Here is a 22,539-nt window from a genome sequence, read left to right as displayed (position 1 = left end):
CGAAGACATGACCGCTCGCCCCGGCCACCGCCGCCGGCAACCCTTCCGCCGTGACCTCGGTGACCGTGAGGTCCCATGCGAGGTCTTCGAGGTCTACGACCTGCTGGAAGGGCTCGCCATCGGCCATCGGGAACACCGTCCGCAGCACCTCGTGCCGTCCCAGAACGTCCCGGAAGGCCCCTTCCAGCGCGCCCCTGTCCAGGTCGCCGGTCAAGCGCAGCGCCATCGCGATGTTGTAGGTGTCCGACCTCTCCAGCTGCGCCAGGAACCACAGCCGCCGCTGTGCGAACGACAGCGGCACCCGCTCCGGGCGGGGCGTCACCGGTGCCGGTGCCGAGCGGCCCTGAGCCGCTTCGGAGAGACGCGCCGCGAGCCCGGCAACCGTGGGGGTCTCGAACACCGCCCGAACCGGAATCTCTACATTCAGCACCGAACGGATCCGGCTCACCAGGCGCGTCGCCAGCAGCGAATGACCGCCGAGCGCGAAGAAGTCGTCGTCCACCCCGACCTTCTCCAGGGCGAGCACATCGGCGAACACCTGGCAGAGGATCTCCTCCCGCACCGTGGCGGGCTGACGGCTCTCGGCGACCTGGTACTCGGGGGCGGGTAGCGCCTTGCGGTCCAGCTTCCCGTTCACCGTGAGCGGCAGCGCCTCCAGTGTCACGACCGCCGAGGGGACCATGTAGCCGGGGAGCCGGCTCCCCGCGAATTCCCTGAGTTCGGCCGGCAGTTTCGCGGGATCCGAATCGAGGGCGGGGACGATGTAGGCGACGAGACGTGTCTCGCCGGGGGCGTCCTGGCGGGCGACCACCACGGCCTGGGCCACCCCGGGATGGGCGGTCAGCACCGCGCGCACTTCACCGGGCTCGATCCGGAATCCCCGGATCTTCACCTGGTCGTCGGCACGGCCGGTGAACACCAGGTCCCCGCCGGCCGTCCAGCGGGCAAGATCGCCCGTCCGGTACATCCGCTCACCAGGGCCGCCGAACGGGCACGGCACGAACCGCTCGGCGGTCAGTCCAGGCCGGTTCACATACCCCCGCGCCAGGCCGGGGCCGGCCACGTACAGTTCGCCGGCCACCCCGACCGGGACCGGCTCCAGCCGGCCGTCCAGCACGAACACCCGCGTGTCGGCCCCCGGACGACCGATCGCCACGTCGCCCGCGTCCGGGTCGCAGTGCCACAGTGTGGCGTCCACCGTGGTCTCCGCCGGGCCATAGGAGTTGAACATCCGCCGGTCCCGCGCCCACCGGTCGATCAGGTCGGGCGGGGATGCCTCACCGGCCACGGACAGCACGACGTCCCGGCTGATCGCCCCTTCCTCCAGGGTCGCCAGCACGGCCGGCGGCAGCGTCACATGCGTCACCCGCTCCCGCGCCAGGAGTGCTGGAAGCGCGGCGCCGAGCCGTTCCTCGTGCGGGATGACGACCAGCGCGGCACCGGTCAGCAGGGCCGACATCCATTCCCAGCCGAAGGTGTCGAACCCCGCCGACGCGAACTGGCCGACCCGCGCCCCCGGACCTACCCTCAGGTGCGACACCTGGCCCGCCACCAGGCTCGCCACTCCCGTGTGCGAGACCAGCACGCCCTTCGGCCGCCCGGTCGAGCCGGACGTGTAGATCACATAGGCGGGCGACGCCACCGCCGGTGGGGCGATGGGTCCACTCTCGGTCAAGCCCTCCAGCGCCTGGACGGTCGCCGGGTCGTCCACCACGATGCGGGCCACGTCGTCCGGCAGCGTCCCGTCCCACGCGGCCGTGGTGACCACGGACCGCACGCCCGCGTTCTCCAGCATGTAGGCGAGGCGTTCGGCGGGGTGCTCGGCATCGAGCAGGACGTAGGCGCTCCCCGCCTTCAGGACTCCGAGCATCGCGACCATCAGCTCGGCGCCCCGCTCCATACCGACCGCGACCACAGTTTCCGGGCCTGCGCCCTGGGCGAGGAGATACCGTGCGAGCCGCGCGGCGCGCGCGTTCAGGTCGGCATAGAACATCTCGACGCCGCCGTCCACGACCGCCACCGCATCCGGTGTGCGCGCGACCTGCGCCTCGAACATTTCCGGCACGGACCGCTCCGGCACCTGCACGGCAGTGTCGTTCCAGTCGACCAGCATCATGTGGCGCTCTGCCGGACCCAGCAGGTCGGCTGTGCTCACCGGCGCGTCAGGGGCGGCCGACAGCGCCGATAGTCCTCGCATCCAGCCACGCGCAATCCGCTCGGCAGTGCCCTCATCGAACACATCGGCTGCCGCGATCATCGACCCGCGCACCCCGGCCGGAGCACCATCGGCGTCGAAGACCTCCGCGACCGTGACATCCAGATCGAACTTGGCCACCGGCTCACCCGCAGAAAGCCCCGACGACTCCAGGCCAGGCAGGACCAGCTCAGCGGGACCGGCATTCTGCAACGTCAACATCACCTGGAACAGCGGATGCCGCGCCAGCGAACGGGCCGGGGCCAACTCCTCCACCAGCCGCTCGAACGGCACATCCTGATGCTCGAACGCGTGCAGACTCCTCTCCCGGACACGCCCCAGCAGCTCAGCGAAGCTCGGGTCCCCGGACAGGTCGGTCCTGATCACCAGCGTGTTGACGAAGAACCCGACCAGACCGTCCAGCGCCTCATCCAGGCGGCCCGCAACCGCCGAACCGATCGGCACGTCCTCCCCCGCACCGAACCGCGACAAGCCCACCGCAAGCGCCGCCTGCAACACCATGAACACCGTCACACCCTCGGCCCGCGCCACCTCACGCAACCGGGCGTGCACCTCAGCCGAAAGCTCCACCGGCACCCGATGCCCACGAGACGAAGCCACCACCGGACGCGGACGGTCGAACGGCAACGCCAACTCCTCCGGCGCCCCCGCCAACACCTCACGCCAATACGCCACCTGACCCGCCAGCACATCCTCACCGAGCAGGTCGCGCTGCCAGAGCGCATAGTCCGCGTACTGCACCGGCAACGGGGACCACTCCGGCACCCGTCCCTCACACCTCGCCGCATACGCCACCGACACGTCACGCGCCAGCGGGCCCATCGACCAGCCGTCACCGGCGATGTGATGCACGACCAGCACCAGCACGTGCTCATCCGGCGCGACAGCGAACGACCATGCCCGCAGGGGGATCTCCGTGCTCAGGTCGAAGACGTACCGGGTCGCCTCGGCCACCGCGTCGGGCAGCCGCTCCGAAGTGGTTTCGGCGGACGTCAGCTCCCAGGACAGGTCGGCGACGTCCACCACGTGCTGGTAAGGCTCGCCGTCGGCCGTCGGGAACACGGTCCGGAGCACTTCGTGCCGCCCGATCACGTCCCGCAGTGCGGCTTCGAGCGCGGGCCGCTCCAGGGTCCCGGTGAGCCGCAGCACGCTCGGGATGTTGTACGTGCCCGACCGCTCCAGCTGTGTCAGGAACCACAGTCGCCGCTGCGCGAACGACAGCGGCACCCGATCGGGACGCTCCCCCGGCACGAGCGGTGTCCGGGCCGTGCCCGCATCGGGCAGGCGTGCGGACAGCGCCGCCACGGTGGGTGCCTCGAACAGCACCCGGACGGGGATCTCGACGCCCAGCACCGTGCGGACCCTGCTGATCAGCCGGGTCGCCAGCAGCGAATGCCCGCCGAGTGAGAAGAAGTCGTCGTCGACGCCGACGCCGTCCAGGCCGAGGACTTCGGCGAACACCTGGCACAGGATCTCCTCCTGCACCGTGGCGGGTCCGCGTCCCTCGTCCGCCTCGCGTTCGGGGACGGGTAGCGCGGCGCGGTCCAGTTTGCCGTTCACCGTGAGCGGCAGCGCGGGCAGGGTGACGACCGCCGAGGGCACCATGTAGCCGGGGAGCCGGCCGCCGGCGAACCGCCGCAGCTCGGCCTCGCCAGCGTCGCCGACGACGTAGGCGACCAGGCGTTTCTCCCCCGGCACGTCCTCGCGGGCGATGACCGCGACCTGGGCGACCTGCGGGTGGGCGGCGAGGGCCGCCTCGATCTCGCCCGGTTCGATCCGGAACCCGCGGATCGCGAGCTGCTCGTCCGTGCGGCCCGCGAACACCAGCAGGCCGTCGGCCGTCCACCGGACCCGGTCCCCGGTCCGGTACATGCGCTCGCCCGGCACACCGCCGAAGGGGCAGGCCGTGAAACGTTCGGCGGTCAGGGCGGGGCGGCCGAGGTATCCGCGCGCCAGCCCGGCACCCGCGACGTAGAGTTCGCCGGTCACGCCCGCGGGCACCGGACGCAGCCGGTCGTCCAGGACGTAGGCGCGGGTGTTGGCGATCGGGGCACCGATCGGGGTGTCGGGCGCGTCGGGCCGGGCCCGCCATGACGTGGCGTCCACGGTCGTCTCGGTGGGGCCGTAGGTGTTGAACAGCACCCGGTTGCGCGACCAGCGAGCCGCCAGCTCCGGCGGGCACGCCTCGCCGCCGACCTCCACGACCACGTGCGCCGGGACCGTGTCCGGCCGCAGCGCCGCCAGCACGGCGGGCGGGAGTGACGCGTGCGTGATCCGCCGGCCGGTGATGAATTCGGCCAGCCCGTCGCCCAGCCTCGCCTCTTCCGGGACGACCACCAGCGCGGCCCCCGAGCACAGGGCGATCGACCACTCCAGGCAGAAGTTGTCGAAGGTCGCCGACGCGAACTGCGCGACCCGTGAGTCCGGTCCGGTGCCGAAACGGGCGCGGCCCGCAGTCACCGTGTTCACGAAACCGGCATGGGTGACCACCACGCCCTTGGGCCGGCCGGTCGATCCCGACGTGTAGACCACGTATGCGGGATGCGCGCCCCGCGCCGGTTCCGGTCGTGGCCCGGTCTCCGCTGGGACGGCACGCGAGTCGATGTTCACGATCGGGCCGGTGAACGCCTGAACCGACGCCCGCCCGGCGTCGGTCGTGACGAGCAGGGACGGTTCCGCGTCGTCCAGGATGGACGCCAGCCGTCCGGCGGGCTGCGCCGGGTCGAGCACCAGGTAGGCGGCCCCGGCCTTCAGCACCGCGAGCACGGCGGCCATCAGCTCGGCGCCGCGCCCCAGCGCGACGGCGACCACGGCATCCGGGCTGGCGCCCCGGGCGGCGAGCCGCGCCGCCAGGCGGTTCGCCCGCGCATCGAGGTCGGCGTAGGAGACTTCGACGTCGCCGTCGATGACCGCGACCGCGTCCGGCGTCCGTTCCGCCTGGGCTTCGAACAGCGCGACGACCGACGTGTCCGGCACATCGATCGCGGTGTCGTTCCAGTCGTGGACGAGCCGGTCGCGCTCGGCCTCGTCGAGGATCTCGACCGCGCTGAGCGGGGTGTCGGGGGCCGCCGCCACGGTGCCGAGCACCCGGTCCAGCCAGCCGGCCAGCCGGGTGGCGGTACCGGCCTCGAAGACGTCGGCGGCGGCGATGAGCCGTCCGGCCAGCCCGGCGGGGGCACCGGCGGCGTCGAACGTCTCCTCCAGCGTGACGTCGAGGTCGAACCGGGTCGTGGACGACTCCGGCAGCGTCCGCGCCGGAAGCGCCTCGGTCTCCAGGCCGGGCAGGCCGGGGCGGGCCGGGCCGGCGTTCTGCACCGTCAGCATCACCTGGAACAGCGGATGCCGCGCCATCGAGCGGGCCGGGGCCAGTTCCTCCACCAGACGCTCGAACGGGACGTCCTGATGCTCGAACGCCGCCAGCCCCATCTCCCGCACCCGGTCGAGAAGTTCCGCGAACGCGGGGTCCCCGGCCAGGTCGGTGCGCATGACCAGGGTGTTCACGAAGAACCCGACCAGGTCGTCCAGGCCCTCGTCCAGGCGTCCGGCGACGACGGTGCCGATGGGGACGTCGGTGCCCGCGCCGGCGCGCGACAGGGTGACGGCGAGTGCCGCCTGCAGCACCATGAACACCGTGACCCGGTGTTCGCGGGCCACCTCCCGGAGGCGGGCGTGCGTTTCGGCCGGGACGTTCAGGGGGACACGATGCCCCCGCTCCGACATCACCGCCGGGCGCGGCCGGTCGAACGGCAGCGCCGTATCTTCCGGAACGCCGTCCAGCGCCGCTCGCCAGTACGCCACCTGCCGCGCCAGGACACTGTCCGGGTCGTCCCCGTCGCCCAGCAGCTCGCGCTGCCACAGCGCGTAGTCGGCGTATTGGACCGGCAGCGGCTCCCATCCCGGTGCACGGCCTTCGCGGCGCGCCGCGTACGCCGTCGCCACGTCACGGGCGAGCGGCTTCAGCGACCAGCCGTCACCCGCGATGTGGTGCACCACCAGCAGGACGACGTGCTCGCGGGGTCCGATCGCGAACAGCCACGCGCGCAGCGGGATGTCCGTGCCGAGGTCGAAGGGCCGCCGGGCGGCGGCTGAGAGCGCCTCCGGCAGTTCCGCCTCGGACGTCTTCACGATGGTCGGCTCGAACCCGGCCTCTTCCGGCGGGAGGATCCGCTGGTGCGGCTCGCCGTCGACCGCCGGGAACGTGGTCCGCAGCACCTCGTGGCGCGTGATGACGTCCCGCAGCGCGGCTTCGAGCGCGGGCCGGTCCAGGTCGCCGGTCAGCCGCAGCACCATGGGGAGGTGGTAGGACGCGCCCGGCCCCTCCAGCTGCGCCAGGAACCACAGCCGGCGCTGGGCGTACGAGAGCGGGATCATCGGGGCTCCTCCTGTCGGCGCATCGGGCGCAGTGCGGGCCTGGGTCTGCGTGGCGCCTCCGCGTGGTCGGCGAGCCAGGACGCCAGCGCGGCGGGCGTCGGGGTCGCGAAGAGCCGCCGCATCGGCAGCTCGGCGCCGAGCACGGTCCGGACCCGGCTCACCAGGCGGGTCGCCAGCAGCGAATGCCCGCCCAGGACGAAGAAGTCGTCGTCCACGTTGACGGACGGGAGCCCGAGCAGCTGCGCGAAGGCGCCGCAGAGGGCCTTCTCCTGCTCGGTCTCGGGTGCCCGGCCCCGGCCGCCGAGTCCCGCGTCGCCCGGTGCGGGGAGCGCGGCGCGGTCGAGTTTGCCGTTGGCGGTGAGCGGGAGCGCGTCGAGGGTGATCATGTTCGCGGGGATCATGTAGTGCGGGAGCCGCTGCGCGGTGAACTCGCGGAGGGCGGGCGGGGGTGTTTCGCCGTCCGGGACGATGTAGGCGACGAGTCGGCGGTCGCCTGGGACGTCCTCGCGGACGATGACCGCTGCTTGGGCGACCTGCGGGTGGGCGGCCAGGACGGTCTGCACCTCGCCCGGCTCGATCCGGAAACCGCGAATCTTCACCTGATCGTCGGTACGGCCGGAGTAGACGAGGCGGCCGTCCGCCGTCCAGCGGGCCAGGTCTCCGGTGCGATACATGCGCTCACCCGCGCCGCCGGCTGCGAACGGGCACGCCACGAACCGTTCGGCGGTCAGGCCCGGCCGGCCGAGGTAGCCGCGCGCCAGGCCGGGGCCCGCCACGTACAGCTCACCGGTCACGCCGTCGGGGACCGGGCGAAGCCACTCGTCCAGGACGAACACCCGCGTGTTCGTGATCGGGGCGCCGATGTCCGGCTCGTCCCCTGGCTTGAGTGGTGCCGACATCGCGGCGCATACCGTCGTCTCGGTCGGGCCGTAGGCGTTGACGAGCCGGCGGCCGGGCGCCCAGCGCGCCACCTGCTCGGCGCTCAACGCCTCCCCCGCCGAGGTCAGCGACACCAGCGAAGGCAGGTCCTCCGGGGCCAGCGCCGCCAGGACGGCAGGGGGCAGCGTGACGTGCGTGATCCGATGCCGCGCCACGACCTCGGCCAGCCCCGCGCTCGGCAGCAGCTCCGCGGAGTCGGCCAGGACCAGACGCGCCCCTGACTCCAGCGTCACCAGGATTTCGGAGATGGCCGCGTCGAAGGTAGCCGAGGCGAACTGCAGCACGCGCGCGGAACCGTCGACCGCGAACCGTTCCGCCTGGGCGGCCACCAGGCTCGCCAGCCCGGCATGCGACACCGCCACGCCCTTCGGCCGTCCCGTCGAACCCGACGTGTAGATCACATACGCGGTCTGTCCGGGGAGCGGCGCCGGAGGGGGCGGCGCGGCGACCGCCGGCTGCGTGCCGTCCGGGGGCAGGACCTGGACGCCGGGGAAGCTCGCGGCCGTGCCGCCGGGCGCGATGACGGTCCGCGCGCCGCTGTCGGCCAGCATGAACTCCAGCCGCCCGGCGGGCTGCCCCGGGTCGATCGGCAGATACGCCGCGCCCGCCTTCCACACACCGAGCAGAGCCGCGATCGACTCGATCCCGCGCGGGAGGCACACGCCGACCAGCGACTCCGCCCCGATCCCCGCAGCGCGCAGCCGGTCCGCCAGCCGGTCGGCGCGGGCGTCCAGTTCGGCGTAGGAGATCTGGACGTCGCCGCATTCGAGCGCGACCGCATCCGGGGTCCGCGCGGCCTGGGCCCCGACCATGGCCGCCGCCGTGGCGGGCTCGACGGGGACGGCGGTGTCGTTCCGTTCCCGGAGGAGGTGATCGTGTTCGGTGTCGTCGAGGACGTCGATCATCGAGAGCCGGGCCGTGGGCTCCTCTTCCAGCGCCGCCGCCAGGTTTGTGACGCAGGTGCGGAGCAGGTGGCAGACGGCGTCCGCGTCGACGGACGTCACCGCGTCGACGGTCAGCCGGAACGCGGTCCCGAGATCGTCCACGGCGACGACGAGGGGATAGTTGGTGCGTTCACGGGTCAGCAGCAGGCGCACCCCGTCGAGGGCCGCGCCGCCGTCGCCGGCCGCGACCTGGTTGTGGCGGTAGTTGAAGAGCGAGGTGAACAGCGGGCCGCCGCCCGGGACGCGCGCGGCGCGCTGGGCGATGGCCAGCGGCGCGTGCTCGTGGACGAGCAGTTCCGCCAGCTGGTGCCGGAGGTCTTCGAGCGCCGCACCGGCCTCGGCCTCGCCGACGCGTACACGGACCGGAAGCGTGTTGATGAACGGTCCCTGGACACGGTCGGCGCCAGCCCCGGCGTTCATGCGGCCGAACAGGACCGTCCCGAAGACGACGTCGTTCCGGCCGCTCACCGTGGCGAGGACGCGGGCCCAGGCCAGGTGGAACACCGTCGCGGCGCTCACTCCCAGCGCGCGGGCGATCTCCCGTACGCGGGCGCCGACCTCGGCGTCGACGGCCAGCTGCGCCCTTTCGACGTCGCCGCCGTCACCGTGGACGTCGAGGAGGCCGTACGGGGCGGTGGTCTCGTCCACGTCGCCGAGGAGGTCGGCGAAGTGGCGCTCGTGCTCCTCACGCGTCACACCGAGGCGCGCCTGCGCCACGAAGTCGCGGAATGGGAGGGGGGCGGGAAGAGTGTCCTCCCGGCCGTCCAGGATGGCGCCCAGCTCTCTGAGCAGCGTCTCCTGCGTGGTGTGGTCCCGGACCATCTGGTGGATGCGGAGCAGGCCGAGCCAGCGGCCGGTCTCCGGCTCCGGCGCGACGTGCATGTCCATGAGCGGGGCGCACCGCAGATCCATCCGCGACCCGCTCACCGAGATCAACTGCCGCACCGGATCGGTGCCGCCCGTGTCGAGGAGGACCTCGTGGACCAGCAGGGTCGCGTGGCGCGTCACGACCTGGACGGGCTCCGGCAGCCCGTCCGACAGGATCGCGGTGCGGTAGATGTCGTGGCGGTCGATCACCCGTTGTAGGGCGGCGAGGAAGCCGTCCAGGCGTTCCCGTGAGTCGAACCCGAGCGCGATCGGCAGGACGTAGGCGTCGCCGCTGTCCTGCGCCGCCATCAGGTGGTGGAAGAAGATGCCTTCCTGGAGGGGGGCCAGCGGGTACACGTCCGCGATGTTGGCGGCGCCGCCGTCGACGGCTGAGACGAGTCGTTCGATCTCGTCTTCCGACAGGTCGACCAGGGTCAGCATCTCCGGCTTGAGGTGATCGGCGCCTTCCGGGACGCGGTTGGGCGGGACGGCCACCTCGTCAAGCCCGGGGGTCGCAGCAAGACCGGCGGGTGTTGGGGTCTGGAACAGCGCTCGGACTGAGACCGAGACGCTGCGTTGGCGCAGCAGTTCCACTAGTCGGACTGCTAGGAGGGAGTGGCCGCCGAGCATGAAGAAGTCGTCTTCGACACCGACGGTCTCCAGGTTGAGGACTTCGGCGAAGGACTGGCAGAGGATCTCTTCCTGGACGGTCGCCGGAGCACGCCCAGTGCCGGCCGATGCGGTGGTGTAGTCGGGTGCGGGCAGGGCCTTGCGGTCGAGCTTTCCGTTGGACGCCAGCGGCAACGCCTCCAGAACCATGACGGCCGACGGCACCATGTACTCCGGCAAACGCCCGGCAACGAACTCCCGGATGGCGGTCGGATCGACCTCGGATGCGGGGACGATGTACGCCACCAGGGTTTCCTCACGGGCGACCACAGCGGCCTGCTCAACCTGCGGATGAGCGATCAGTGTGGCTTCGACCTCGCCCGGCTCCACCCGGAACCCACGGACCTTCACCTGCTCGTCGGCCCGACCCGCGAACACCAGGTTCCCATCCGCAGTCCAGCGGGCCAGGTCACCGGTGCGGTACATCCGCGCACCCGGACCGCCGAACGGGCACGCCACGAACCGCTCCCCCGTTAGAGCTGCGCGACCCACATAGCCGCGCGCCAGCTGAGCGCCCGCGATGTACAGCTCACCGGCAACGCCAACCGGCACCGGCTGCAGATCGGCATCCAGCACGTACAGGCGAGTGTTGGCGACCGGCGCACCGATCGGCACCACACCGGACGCCAGCAGTTCCCTAGTCAAACGTGTGGTCGCGACGCCGATCGTGGCCTCGGTCGGGCCGTAGTGGTTGAAGACGGCCTGCTCCCCCGCAGCCAGCAGGTCAGTGACCAGTTCGGGCGAAGCCGCCTCGCCACCAAGGACGAGTGACCGATTCGGAACCACACCGCCCAGCGCGGCGATGTGGGAGGGCACGGCCTTGAGGTAATCGATCTGGTGCTCGGCCAGGTAGGCGCGGACGGCCACCGCATCGGTCACGGTGTCCTCGTCCAGGACGTGCAGCTCACCGCCGCAGGTCAGGCTGGCGAACACCACCGTGTTGCCCAGGTCGGTCACCTGCGCCTGCAACACCGCGAACCGTCCACCAGCCGAGCCGAACCCCACCCGACCCGGAACACTCGCCACGTAGTTCGCCAAGCCGGCGTGCGTGACCGCGACACCCTTCGGACGGCCCGTCGAACCCGACGTGAACATCACATACGCCACCTGGCCCGACGCGATCTCCACCTCGGGCGCAGTCTCAGGCTGCATGCCCAACTGCATCGCCATCAGCTGGTCGTCCAACGCCACCAGCCGGTGCCGTCCTGCGGGCAGGTCCTCTAGAACCTCCTCGCAGGTCAGGGTCAGAACTGCGCCGCTGTCAGACACCACGAACGCCACCCGATCAGCAGGCTGCGCCGGATCGATCGGCACATACGCCGCACCCGCCTTCCACACACCCACGATCGCCGCGATCATCTCGGCACCGCGCGGCAGACAGACGCCCACGACCGACTCGACACCAACGCCCTGGCTGCACAACCAGTTAGCGAGCCGATTCGCCCGCGCGTCCAAGTCGGCGAACGTCATCCGTCGACCGTCGGCCACGATCGCCACCGCATCCGGAGTCCGCGCCGCCTGAGCAGCGAACAGCTCCGGAACCGGCACCTGCGGTACGTCCGTCCGGGTGTCGTTCCACTCGACCAGCACCTTGCGGCGCTCGGCCGGATCGACGGCGTCCACCGCGCTCACTCGCAGCGATAGATCGTCCACCACTGCCGACAACACCCGGGCCAGGCCGGCGGCCAGTCGCTCGGCCGTCCGCTGGTCGAACAGGTCGGCCGCCACCGTCACCGAACCGTGCAGGCCCAGCGGAGCACCGTCGCCGTCGAAGGACTCCTCGACCATCACGTCCAGGTCGAACTTCGCCGCCGGACGCGCGGTCGGCATGCGCTCGCACGTGAGGCCGGGCAGCTGAGGCAGCACGTCCGCGGTGTCGTGCATCGTCAGGACGACCTGGAAGAGCGGCTGCCGGGCCAGCGAACGCACCGGAGCGAGTTCCTCCACCAGCCGCTCGAACGGCACGTCCTGATGCGCGAACGCGCTCAGGCTCGTCTCCCGCACACGTCCCAGCAACTCGGCGAACGTCGGGTCACCGGACAGGTCGCTGCGAATCACCAGCGTGTTGACGAAGCAGCCGACCAGGTCGCTCAGCGAGGCGTCCATGCGGCCCGCGATCGCGGACCCGATCGGGACGTCGGTGCCCGCGCCGAGCCGGTTGAGCAGGACGGCCGTCGCAGCCTGCATGACCATGAACGCCGTGACACCCTCGGTTCGCGCCAGTTCCCGGAGCCGGGCGTGCACGTCGGCGGGCAGTTCCAGCGGGACCTGGTGGCCCTTGCGGGACGCGACCGCCGGACGCGGACGGTCGAACGGCAACGGCAGTTCTTCCGGCGATCCCCGCAGCGCTTCACGCCAGTGCGTGATCTGGCGTGACAGCATGCTTTCGGGGTCAGCAGCGTCACCCAGCAGGTCGCGTTGCCAGAGCGCATAGTCGGCGTACTGCACCGGCAGCGGCGTCCAATCGGGTGCCCGGCCCTGGCATCGCGCCGCGTACGCCTCCGACACGTCGCGCGCCAGAAGGCTCATCGACCAGCCGTCACCGACGATGTGGTTCAGCACCAGGACGAGGACGTGTTCGTCCGGCCCGGAAGCGAACAGCCGTGCTTTGAGCGGTACTTCGGTGGAGAAGTCGAAGGCGTAGCGGCTCGCCTCTGCCACCGCATCCGGGAGTCCGTCTGCGGTCACCCGCGTCACCGGCAGTTCGAAGCCGATGTCCTCGATCGCGAGGACATGCTGATACGGCTCGCCGTCGGCCATGGGGAACACCGTCCGCAGAGCCTCGTGGCGCGCGATGACGTCCAGCAGGGCGTCCTCCAGCGCCCGCCGGTTCAGGTCACCGGTGAGCCGCAGCGCGACAGGGCTGTTGTAGGTGGTGCTGGGCCCTTCCAGTTGGCCGATGAACCACAGGCGCCGCTGCGCGTAGGACAACGGCACCTGCTCCGGACGTTCCACGGGCGCCAGCGCGGGCCGTGCGGTGCCGCCCTCCGCCAGACGCTCGGCCAGACCCGCCGGCGTGGGCGTCTCGAAGAGGGTCCGGATCTCAACCTCGGTACCGAACACCGCTCGGACCCGGCTGACCAGGCGCGTCGCCAGCAGCGAGTGCCCGCCGAGCATGAAGAAGTCGTCCTCGACCCCGACAGCGTCCAGGCCGAGCACCTCGGCGAACACCTGGCAAAGGATCTCTTCCTGGAGAGTGACCGGCTCGCGGCCCGTGCCGGCGACCGCGTTGTAGTCGGGTGCGGGCAGGGCCTTGCGGTCGAGCTTGCCGTTGGACGCAAGCGGCAACGCGTCGAGAACGACGACGGCCGAAGGCACCATGTAGTCCGGCAGACGCCCGGCGGCGAACTCCCGCATGGCGGCCGGATCGACCTCGGACGCAGCGACGATGTACGCCACCAGGGTTTCCTCACGGGCGACCACAGCGACCTGCTCAACCTGCGGATGTGCGGTCAGCGTGGCTTCAACCTCGCCCGGCTCCACCCGGAATCCGCGGATCTTGACCTGCTCGTCGGCGCGGCCGGCGAACACCAGGTTTCCGTCCGATGTCCACTTGGCGAGGTCCCCGGTGCGGTACATCCGCTCCCCCGGACCGCCGTAGGGACAGGCCACGAACCGCTCAGCGGTCAGACCCGGTCGACCCACATAGCCGCGTGCCAACTGGTCACCGGCGATGTACAGCTCACCCGCAACGCCGACCGGGACCGGCTGAAGGTCGGCATCCAGCACATACAGGCGGGTGTTCGCCACGGGCGCACCGATCGGCACCGTGCCCGACGCCACCAACTCTGAGGTCAGGCGTGTGGTGGCGACGCCGATCGTGGCTTCGGTCGGACCGTAGTGGTTGAACACCTCCTGCTCCCCCGCTGCCAGCAGGTCAGTGACCAGCTCGGGTGAAGCCGCCTCGCCGCCGAGCACCAGTGCTCGGTTCGAGACCACGCCGCCCAGCGCGGCGATGTGCGAGGGGACGGCCTTGAGGTAGTCGATGTGGTGCTCGGCCAGATAAGCGCGGACGGCGACCGCGTCGGTGACGGTGTCCTCGTCCAGGACATGCAGTTCGCCGCCGGACGTCAGGCTGGCGAACACCACCGTGTTGCCCAGGTCGGTCACCTGCGCCTGCAACACCGCGAACCGGCCACCATCCCGGCCGAAGCCCACCCGACCCGGAACAGTGGCGACGTAGTTCGCCAAGCCGGCGTGCGTGACCGCGACACCCTTCGGACGGCCCGTCGAACCCGAGGTGTACATCACGTACACCACTTGGCCTGGGGCGATCTCCACATCGGGTGCGGCGTCGGGCTGCATGTCCAGCTGCATCGCCATCAGCTCGTCGTCCAGCGCGACCAGCCGATGACGGCCCGCAGGAAGGTCCTCCAGAACCTCCTCGCTCGTGAGGGTCAGGACCGCACCGCTGTCGGACATCACGAACGCCACCCGATCGGCAGGCTGCGCAGGATCGATCGGCACGTAAGCAGCGCCGGCCTTCCACACACCCACGATCGCGCTGATCATCTCGGCGCCACGCGGCAGGCACACACCCACCACCGACTCCGCGCCCACACCCTGAGCCCGCAGAAAATGCGCCAGCCGATTCGCCCGCGCGTCCAGCTCCGCATACGACAGCCGCTCACCACCGGCGACCACTGCCACCGCATCGGGCGTACGAGCAGCCTGCGCAGCGAACATCTCCGGAACCGGCACCTGCGGCACATCCGTCCGCGTGTCGTTCCACTCCACGAGCACGTTGCGGCGCTCGGCCTCGCCCAGCACGTCCACCGCGCTCACCCTCAGCGAGGGGTCGGCGGCCACCGTGGAGAGCGTTCGGATGAGGGCGCCGGCCATCCGCTCGACCGATGCTGGCTCGAACAGGTCAAGCGCTCCGGTCACGAGGCCGCTGATGCCTTCCGGATCGCCGTCGTCGCCGAACAGTTCCCCGACGAGCACGTCCAGATCGAACTTCACCACGGGTTTGCCGAAGAACATCGGCTCGGACTCGATTCCCGGCAGGGCCATGCTCGTGGGAGCACTCTCCAGCTCGGGTGAGGCGTTCAGCTTGGTCAGGACGACCTGGAACAGCGGATGACGGGCCAGCGAACGAGCCGGGGCGAGTTCCTCCACCAGCCGTTCGAACGGGACGTCCTGGTTCGCGTACGCGGAGAGGCTCGTCTCCCGGACGCGCGCCAGCAGTTCGGCGAACGTCGGGTCGCCGGACACGTCGCCACGGATCACCAGCGTGTTGACGAAACAGCCGACCAGGTCGTCCAGCGCCTCGTCCATCCGCCCGGCGATGGCCGAGCCGATGGGGATGTCGGTGCCCGCACCCATCCGCGACAACGTCACGGAGAGCGCAGCCTGCAGCACCATGAACACCGTCACGCCCTCGGCACGTGCCATGTCCCGGAGCCGCGCGTGCACCTCGGCCGGTACCGAGAAGGGCGCCGAGTATCCCCGGTGGCTCGCGACCGCCGGACGTGGGCGGTCGAACGGCAGCGGTAGCTCCTCCGGCGCCCCGGTCAGCGCGCCGCGCCAGTGGTCCAGCTGCCGGGCCGCCCGGCTCGCCGGGTCGTCCTCGTCACCCAGCAGGTCGCGCTGCCAGAGCGCATAGTCGGCGTACTGGACGGGCAGCGGCGTCCACTCTGGTGGACGGCCGTCGCGACGCGCCGCGTACGCCAGCGAGACGTCATTCGCCAGCGGCCCCATCGACCAGCCGTCTCCGGAGATGTGGTGGACGACGATCACGAGCACGTGCTCGTCCGGTCCGGCACCGAACAGCCACGCCTTGATGGGCGCCTCGATCGAGAAGTCGAAGGCATGGCCGCTCGCCTCCGACACCGCGTCCGGAAGTTCCTCCGGCGTGACGTCGGCGACGGTCAGGTTCCAGGAGAGTTCGTCGAGATCGACGACGCGCTGGTAGGGCTCGCCGTCGGCTACCGGGAAGACGGTTCGCAGCACCTCGTGCCGGTCCAGGACGTCCCGGAGGACCATGGCCAGTGCCCCGCGATCCAGCTCCCCCGTCAGCCGCAGCACGACGGGGCTGTTGTAGGTGGCGCTCGGCCCCTCAAGCTGGCCCAGGAACCACAGCCGCCGCTGCGCGTACGACAGTGGCACCCGCTCCGGACGCTCGGCCGGGACGAGCGCCACGCGGGCCTGGTCCGCGTCGGCGATCCGCGCGGCCAGCCCCGCCACCGTGGGCGCCTCGAACAGCGCCCGGATCTCGACCTCGACGCCGAGCAGCGCCCGGATCCGGCTCACCAGGCGCGTCGCCAGCAGCGAATGTCCGCCGAGCATGAAGAAGTCGTCCTCGACCCCGACGGCGTCCAGACCGAGCACCTCGGCGAATGCCTGGCAGAGGATCTCTTCCTGGACGGTCGCCGGCGCACGCCCAGTGCCGGCGGACGCGGTGGTGTAGTCGGGTGCGGGCAGGGCCTTGCGGTCGAGCTTGCCGTTGGACGACAGCGGCAGCGCGTCGAGAACGACGACGGCCGAAGGCACCATGTACTCCGGCAACCGCCCGGCAGCGAACTCCCGGATGGTGGTGGGGTCGACTTCGTCCGCAGGGACGACGTAAGCGACCAGACGCACATCGCCGGGCGTCCCCTCACGCGCGACCACAGCCACTTGCTCAACCTGCGGATGCACGGTCAGCGTGGCTTCGATCTCGCCCGGCTCGACCCGGAACCCGCGAATCTTGACCTGCTCATCCGCCCGGCCCGCGAACACCAGGTTTCCGTCCGGGGTCCACTTGGCCAGGTCTCCGGTGCGGTACATCCGCTCGCTCGCACCGCCGAATGGACAGGCCACGAACCGCTCAGCCGTCAGACCCGGCCGACCCACATAGCCCCGCGCCAACTGTGCGCCCGCGATGTACAACTCACCAGCCACACCCACGGGCACCGGCTGCAGGTGATCGTCCAGCACGTACAGGCTGGTGCTGGCGACAGGCGCACCGATCGGCACCGTCCCCGACTCCACCAACTCCGGAGTCAGGCGTGTGGTCGCGACGCCGATCGTGGCCTCGGTCGGCCCATAGTGGTTGAACACCTCCTGCTCGCCCGCCGCCAGCAGCTCGGTCACCAGCTCGGGAGAAGCCGCCTCGCCACCAATGACGAGTGACCGATTCGGAACCAAACCGCCCAGGGCGGCGATGTGCGAGGGCACAGCCTTGAGGTAATCGATCTGGTGCTCGGCCAGATAAGCGCGGACGGCGACCGCGTCGGTGACGGTGTCCTCGTCCAGGACGTGCAGCTCACCGCCGCAGGTCAGGCTGGCGAACACCACCGTGTTGCCCAGGTCGGTCACCTGCGCCTGCAACACCGCAAACCGGCCACCAGCCGAGCCGAAGCCCACCCGATCTGGAACCGTAGCGACGTAGTTGGCCAGGCCTGCGTGGGTGACCGCGACGCCCTTCGGGCGGCCCGTCGAACCCGACGTGTACATGACATACGCCGCCTGACCTGGGGCGATCTCCACCTCGGGCGCAGTCTCAGGCTGCATGTCCAACTGCATCGCCATCAGCTGGTCGTCCAATGCCACCAGCCGGTGACGCCCAGCGGGCAGATCCTCCAGAACTTCTTCACTGGTCAGGGTGAGAACCGCGCCACTGTCAGCGACCACGAACGCCACCCGGTCGGCAGGCTGAGCCGGATCGATGGGAACGTAAGCCGCGCCCGCCTTCCACACACCCACGATCGCCGCGATCATCTCGGCGCCGCGCGGCAGGCAGACCCCCACCACCGACTCGGCACCAACGCCCTGACTACGCAGCCAGTTCGCCAGCCGATTCGCACGCGCGTCCAACTCCGCAAACGACAGCCGCTCACCACCGGCGACCACCGCCACCGCATCGGGCGTACGAGCAGCCTGAGCAGCGAACATCTCCGGCACCGACACCAGCGGCACATCCGCCCGCGTGTCGTTCCACTCCACCAGCACCCTGCGGCGCTCAGACTCGCCCAGCACGTCCACCGCGCTCACCCGCAGCGAAGGATCGTCCACCACCGCCGACAGCACCCGCACGAACGCGGCGGCCAGCCGCTCGGCGGTCCGCTCGTCGAACAGGTCGGCCGCCACGGTCACGGAACCGCCCACACCGGAGGGGGCGCCGTCGGCGTCGAAGGACTCCTCGACCATCACGTCCAGGTCGAACTTCGCCGCCGGGCGGGCCGTCGACAGCAGGTCCGCGCTCACCCCCGGGAGGTCCAGGCTCGGCCGGGAATCGCCTTGGGCCGTGGCTGACGGGTCGATGTCCAGTTTGGTCAGCACGACCTGGAACAGCGGGTGGCGGGCCAGCGAGCGGGCCGGGGCCAGCTCCTCCACCAGCCGTTCGAACGGCACGTCCTGGTGCGCGTACGCGGAGAGGCTCGTCTCCCGCACCCGCGCCAGCAGTTCGGCGAACGTCGGGTCGCCCGACAGGTCGCCGCGGATCACCAGCGTGTTGACGAAGCAGCCGACCAGGTCGTCCAGGACCTCGTCGAGCCGTCCCGCCACGGCCGAGCCGATCGGGACGTCGGTGCCGGCGCCCATTCGCGACAGCGTCACCGCGAGTGCCGCCTGCAGCACCATGAACGGGGTGACGCCCTCCGCGCGGGCCACCTCCCGCAGCCGGGCGTGCACGCCCGCCGGTACCGCGATCCCCGTCGAGGAGCCTCGGTGGCTCGCCACCGCCGGGCGGGGGCGGTCGAACGGCAGTGCCAGCTCCTCCGGGGCGCCGGCGAGCGCGTCGCGCCAGTAGGCCACCTGGCGCGACAGCACGCTGTCCGGGGCGTCCCCGTCGCCGAGCAGGTCGCGCTGCCAGAGCGCATAGTCCGCGTACTGCACCGGCAGCGGAGACCACTCCGGCGCCCGGCCTTCACAGCGCGCCGCGTATGCCGCCGACACGTCCCGGGCCAGGGGTCCCATCGACCAGCCGTCACCCGCGATGTGGTGCACCACGAGCACCAGCACATGCTCGTCGGTCCCCACGGCGAGCAGGCACGCTCGGACGGGGGCCTCCGCCGCCAGGTCGAACGCGTGCCCGGCCGCCTGGAGGACGGCGGCGGCGAGTTCGGGCGGGCCGTCGCCCTCCGGCACCGCGGGTGCCGACAGGTCCTTGAGGTTCTGGAGGCGGTCGTAGGAGTCCGGCGCCTTCACCACATCGACGACGGGCAGATCCCAACCAAGCTCGTCCAGGCCCATGACCCGCTGGTAGGGCTCGCCGTCCTCGGCCGGGAGGACGGTGCGCAGGGACTCGTGCCGTTCCAGGACGTCCCGCAGCGCGGCCTTCAGCGCGGCACGGTCGAGCCTGCCGGACAGGCCCAGGACGATCGGCGCGTTGTAGGTCGGGCCAGGGCCCTCGATCCGGCCGATGAGCCACAGGCGGCGCTGGGCGAAGGAGAGCGGGACGCGTTCCGGGCGTTCCCGCGCGGCCAGCACGGGCCGGGTGGTCGCCGCGCTCCCGATCCGGGCGGCGAGGGCGGCGGGGGTGGGTGCCTCGAACACGTCCGCGACGCGCACGTCCGTGCCCAGCAGGGCCCTGATCCGGCCGGCGAGGCGTGTCGCCTGGAGGGAATGCCCGCCCAGCTCGAAGAAGTCGTCGTCGGCACCGACCTGCTCGACGCCGAGGACCTCGGCGAACGCGGTGCAGAGCAGCTCCTCCTGCACCGTGCCGGGAGCGCGCCCCGCACCGCCCCCGTACTCGGGGACGGGCAGTGCGGCGCGGTCGAGTTTGCCGTTGGGCGTCAGCGGCAGCGCCGGCAGCGGAACGACCGCCGACGGCACCATGTGGGCGGGCAGGCGGCCGGCCGCGAACTCGCGGACGGCGGCGGGCAGCGCCGGCACTTCCTGGTCGGACGGCACCACCTAGGCGACGAGGCGTCCGTCGCGGACGAGGACGGCCGCGTCGGCGACCGCCTCATGCCGGGCCACGACCGCCCGCACCTCGCCCGGCTCGACCCGGAACCCCCGCAGCTGGACCTGCTCGTCGGCCCGCCCCAGGTACTCCAGCCCGCCACCGGCGCGCCACCGGGCGACGTCGCCCGTCCGGTACATCCGCTCACCGGGCGGACCGAACCGGTCCGCGACGAACCGCGCGCCGGTCAGTCCCGGCCGGTCGAGGTAGCCGCGCGCCAGGCCCGGGCCGGCGACGTAGAGCTCGCCGGCCACGCCCGCCGGCACCGGCCGCAGCCACTCGTCCAGGACGTACACGCGGAGATCGGGCAGGCCCTCGCCGATCGCGCTCGCCCCATCGCCCGCCTCCCCCGCGTCCAGCGGGTGGTACGTCACGTGCACCGTGGTCTCGGTGATCCCGTACATGTTCACGAGCCGGGGGCCGCCCCCGGTGGCGGGCCGGCCGGCCAGCCGCCGCGCGTCGAGCGCCTCCCCGCCGAAGATCACCTGCCGCAGCGCCCAGTCGTCCCGCCGCTCGGGCAGCAGCTGGTAGAACGCCGACGGGGTCTGGTTCAGCACCGTCACCCGCTCGGCCGCCAGCAGCGCGGCGAACTCGCGCGGCGACCGGGACGTCAGGTAGGGGACGACGACGAGGCGGCCGCCGTACAGCAGCGCGCCCCACAGCTCCCACACCGTGAAGTCGAACGCGTACGAGTGGAACAGCGTCCACACGTCGTCGGGGCCGAAGCCGAACCACGCCTCGGTGCCGCGCAGCAGCCGCACCACGTTCTGGTGCGGCACCACGACGCCCTTGGGACGGCCCGTCGAACCCGACGTGTAGATCACGTAGGCGGCGTGGTCGGGTGCCACCGGCACGCCCAGGTCGCCGTCGCCATGACCGGTGGCAGTGTCGGTGTCGGTGTCGGTGTCGGTGTCGGTGTCGGCGACCTCCTCGGGGCCGATGACCAGGACCGGGTCGGCGTCCTCCAGCAGGTAGGCGACGCGGTCGTCCGGATAGTCCGGGTCGATCGGAACGTAGGCCGCGCCCGACTTCAGCACCGCCAGCACCGCGACCACCAGCTCCGCCGACCGCGGCAGCATCAGCGCCACCCGCTGCTCTGGTCCCGCGCCCTGCTCGACCAGATGCCGCGCGAGCCGGTTCGCCCGCGCGTTCAGTTCCGCGTAGGTGAGCGTGCGGCCCTCGAACGTCACCGCCGGGGCGTCCGGCGTGCGCGCCGCCTGCGCCTCGAACAGCGCCGGGATCGTCGAACGCTCCGCCACCCGGGTCCGGCCGCCCGTCCACTCGGCCAGGACGGCGCGGCGTTCGGCGTCGCTGAGGAGGTCCAGCCGGCTGACCGGGTCGGCGGGGTCGGCCGCCGCCAGCCGGTCCACGATCGTCAGGACGCGCCGGGGGATCTCCCGCGCGGCGTCCGGCCCGTTGGTGTCGCCGTTGACGTCGGTGACGAGCTGGATGCCGGCTTCGCCGGGCCGGTCGTAGACGTCGATGCGGGCGTTGTCGATCGGGCCCGTGGACAGGTTCGTGCCGGTGACGGTGCAGCCGCCGAACATCTCCGGGTAGCCGAACGCCATGACGTTGACGTGGATGCCGCACAGGTACGAGCCGTGCACGAGCCGCAGGTCCCGGAGCGTGTCCTCGTAGCGGTAGCGCTGGTGCCGGAGGGCCTCGCGGAGAGTCTGGTTCGTGGTGCGGACGAGGTCCGCGACGGTCGTGTCCGGGTCGATCCGGAGCCGGATCGGCAGGACGTTCGAGGTCATGCCCGGGGCGAAGACTTTACGGCGGTCCGGAAGCCCGCTGACGGGCAGTCCGATGACGACGTCGCGTTCGCCGGTGGCGCGGTGCCGGTAGACGGCCGCCGCCGCGATCATCAGGCCGGGCAGATGGGTCCGCAGCCGGCGCGCGGCGGCCTTCACCTCGCCGGCCGGGCCGGTTCCGAGCTGCTCGGTGTGCCGGAGCAGCGCGGACGGCAGCCGCGGCGCACTCCCCCCACCCGCCACACCCGCCGCCGCACCCGCCGTCGCACCGGCCGGGGGGAGGCCGGCGAGGGCGGCGCGCCAGTACGCCCCGTCGTCCTCGCGGTCGGCCGAGTCCCGGTACGCCCGTTCCGCCGCCAGCAGCGGCGCGAGGGGCTCCAGCGCCCCCTCCTCTGCGGGCGTGCCGGCGAGGAGCCGCACGTAGATGTCGGCGACGCGCGTGACGAACGCCAGTGTGGCGCGGCCGTCCATGATCAGGTGGGAGCCGCGCTCGTACCAGAGGTGCCGGTCCGGGCCGATCTTGAAGACGGCCTGGGCGAACAGCTGGGCGTCGACGGCGGCGACCGGTGCGCGCAGGTCGTCCCGCATCCACGCCTCCGCGGCGCCCAGCGGGTCGGGTTCGGCGCTGACGTCGAGGACGGAGATCTCGTAGTCGTAGGGCGGGACGACGTACTGCTTGGGCACGCCGTCCACCACGCGGAAGCGCAGCCGGAACGTCTCGGTCTCGTCCAGGGCCCGCCGCAGCGCCGCCGTGAACAGCCCGACGTCGAACTCGCCGCGTATCTCCAGATACTCGGCGATGTTGAACAGGGAATTCTCCGGAGCGAATTGCTGGGCCTGCCAGATGCCGAGCTGACCGGCCATCAGGTCACGAAGTCCGCCATCCAATTCAGCCAT

Annotated in this window: 3 protein-coding genes (1 of these 3 running past the window's edge); all 3 read right to left on the bottom strand. The window is 71.7% G+C overall.

All coding sequences use genetic code 11. The features are described 5' to 3' along the window. Tightly spaced (each overlapping or abutting the next), the 3 genes in view from HUX53_RS06965 to HUX53_RS06955 form a layout consistent with a single transcriptional unit that may run on beyond the window. A protein-coding gene (locus HUX53_RS06965; RefSeq protein WP_176402338.1) for a non-ribosomal peptide synthase/polyketide synthase crosses the window boundary here: on the bottom strand, positions 1-6,586 show its beginning. Its footprint begins 12,407 nt before the window's first position; only the first 6,586 of its 18,993 coding nucleotides appear in the window; the start codon lies at positions 6,584-6,586; the stop codon falls past the left edge of the window. Then, positions 6,583-19,842, bottom strand: a complete 13,260-nt coding sequence (locus HUX53_RS06960; protein WP_176402337.1) for a non-ribosomal peptide synthetase — start codon at positions 19,840-19,842, stop codon at positions 6,583-6,585. The genes HUX53_RS06965 and HUX53_RS06960 overlap by 4 nt, the downstream gene beginning before the upstream one ends. Beyond that, entirely contained in the window at positions 19,843-22,539 is a 2,697-nt protein-coding gene (locus HUX53_RS06955) for an amino acid adenylation domain-containing protein (RefSeq protein WP_176402336.1), read from the bottom strand.

It is taken from the genome of Actinomadura sp. BRA 177 (assembly GCF_013372625.1).
In the GTDB taxonomy this organism is placed as follows: domain Bacteria; phylum Actinomycetota; class Actinomycetes; order Streptosporangiales; family Streptosporangiaceae; genus Spirillospora.
Note: the sequence above shows the minus strand (reverse complement) of the source record. Positions and strands in the feature narration are given on the sequence as shown.